Origin of the sequence: Vibrio sp. V19_P1S1T109 (genome assembly GCF_002241375.1) — a bacterium.
GTDB classification, from domain to species: Bacteria; Pseudomonadota; Gammaproteobacteria; order Enterobacterales; family Vibrionaceae; genus Vibrio; species Vibrio anguillarum.
The window spans coordinates 1-2,292 of the sequence record NZ_NDIM01000213.1 but is presented as its reverse complement, the minus strand read 5'-3'; the positions used below and the strand labels follow the sequence as shown (position 1 = coordinate 2,292).

Below are 2,292 nucleotides of genomic sequence, written 5' to 3'. Positions count from 1 at the left end.
CAGCCACAGGTTACAATAATCCAGTAAATGCCAGTTTCGTACACTACCACTGTTCACCCGAGGCGCTCACAATATCTCCAACAAAAAGCGCGGTGCGCAATAACAATATCCCCAAACAGTTTGAAGTTGCAGCCAACATGGCTCAGCTCTAAGTGCGAAGGGGATAAAAACCATATAGGGGACGAAACATGATCACTCAACTCATTAATGAGAACTTGATCCGGCTTGATTTGAAAGCAACATCAAAAGATGGCGTTTTCTCAGAGCTGGTCGATGTACTGTTAGAACAAGGACGCATCAGCGATAAATCGCAGTTTTTAGCCGATATCTATGCTCGTGAAGAGCTTGGTAACACTGGATTTGAAGATGGTGTCGCGCTGCCTCATGCCAAAAGTTCCGCCGTTATCTCGCCTGCAGTTGTGATAGGCATCAGCAAAAGCGGTATCGAATATGGCGCGGAAGATGGCTTGCCTTCTAAATTATTTTTCATGATAGCCTCGCCTGATGGTGGTTCAAATCATCATATTGAAGTGCTGGCAGAGCTCTCTTCCAAGCTTATTGAAGAAGGGTTCATCCAACGTTTCTTAGACGCAAAAACAGAGCAAGCAGCGCTAGATTTGTTGCTACAAAAAACCGAAAAAACAACCGATGTTGAAGCCAATAAAGGCTTTTTGATTGGCGTAACGGGCTGCCCAGCCGGTGTTGCACACACTTATCTTGCCGCTGAAGCGCTGGAAAAAGGGGCCGCCGCGATGGGTTATCAAATTAAAGTCGAAACCAACGGTTCGATTGGGGTGAAAAATAGCCCAACGGATGAAGATATAGCTAAAGCTGATGCGATCATCGTGGCTTGTGACAAGCAAGTTGACATGGTGCGCTTTGCGGGTAAAAAACTGATTGAAACGGGCGTTAAAGCGCCGATTCGTGATGCAAAAGGGTTGATTGAAAAAGCCCTCAGCGCACCAAAATATCAAGCCGATGTCAGTACCAAGGCTTTAGATGGAAAAGGCAAAGCGGCGCAAGCTCGCTCCGATTTATACCGCTATTTGATGAATGGTGTATCGCATATGATCCCATTCGTTGTTACTGGCGGTTTGTTGATTGCTTTAGCACTCGCTATTGGCGGCGAGCCAACCGAAGCTGGTATGGCCATTCCTGACGGCAGCATGTGGAACCAAGTGCTGAACGTCGGTGTGGTGGCTTTTACGTTGATGATCCCCATTCTTGCAGGTTACATCGCGTATGCGATCGCCGATCGCCCCGCTCTGACTCCTGGCTTAATTGGTGGTTGGATCGCTAACAACGGGTCATTCTACGGCGCAGATGCCGGTACAGGTTTTATCGGTGCCATTATTGCTGGCCTTTTAGTCGGTTATTTCATCAAATGGTTAACAAGCATCCATTTTCACAAGTTTATTCAACCACTTGTGCCAATCATGATTGCCCCCATCGCAGGCTCACTCTTTATCTCTGGGCTCTTTATTTTTGTTATCGGCGCGCCGATTGCAAGCTTGATGGACGGCTTAACCGCACTACTTACGAGCATGAGCTCAGGTAACGTGATACTGCTCGGTATTGTGCTCGGCGGCATGGCTGGCTTTGATATGGGTGGCCCATTTAACAAAGTGGCATTCCTTTTCTCTGTTGGTATGATTGCCAGCGGTCAAACTCAATTTATGGGTGCAATGGCGTGTGCCATTCCAGTCGCGCCACTCGGTATGGCTTTAGCGACCGTTCTGGGCCGTAAACTGAACTTGTTTGAAGCCTCTGAAATTGAAGCAGGGAAAGCTTCCGGTGCAATGGGCTTGGTTGGTATCTCTGAAGGGGCGATTCCATTTGCCGCGCAAGATCCGATGTCAGTCATTCCAGCAAACATCTTGGGGTCGATGGTTGCAGCGGTTATGGCGTTCACTTTTGGCATTACAAACAGTGTTGCCCACGGCGGTCCTGTAGTAGCATTGCTCGGTGCCATGAATAAGCCTTTGCTAGCTTTGCTTTGCATGGCAACCGGTGCTGTAGTGACAGGTGTTGTTTGTATCACTCTGAAAAAAATGCGCCAAGCGAAATTACAACAAGCAACGGCTTAATGATCAAGCACTCTCCCCCGAGAGTGCTTGATGTTCATCAACGCTGAGCTTCTGACTTTATGTTGTACTCCCGCTTTAACTCGGGAGTTTTTTATTTCGCTTACTCTATGTACTGCTGCTTTGTTTTTATTTTGATTTTTTTGTGAGATGTACTATGACCAATAACAAACAACCTTTCTTTTTAATGGACAATGTCATCCAAAAC

The 2,292-nt window shown here is 47.0% G+C and carries 1 protein-coding gene; it reads left to right on the top strand.

Going from position 1 to position 2,292, the window contains the following annotated elements; translation table 11 throughout:
- Nucleotides 1–188 precede the first annotated feature (188 nt).
- Nucleotides 189–2,087 (top strand): PTS fructose transporter subunit IIABC, encoded by a 1,899-nt coding sequence (locus B9J87_RS10060; protein ID WP_094150534.1) that lies wholly within the window; start codon nt 189–191, stop codon nt 2,085–2,087.
- Nucleotides 2,088–2,292: the final 205 nt, after the last annotated feature.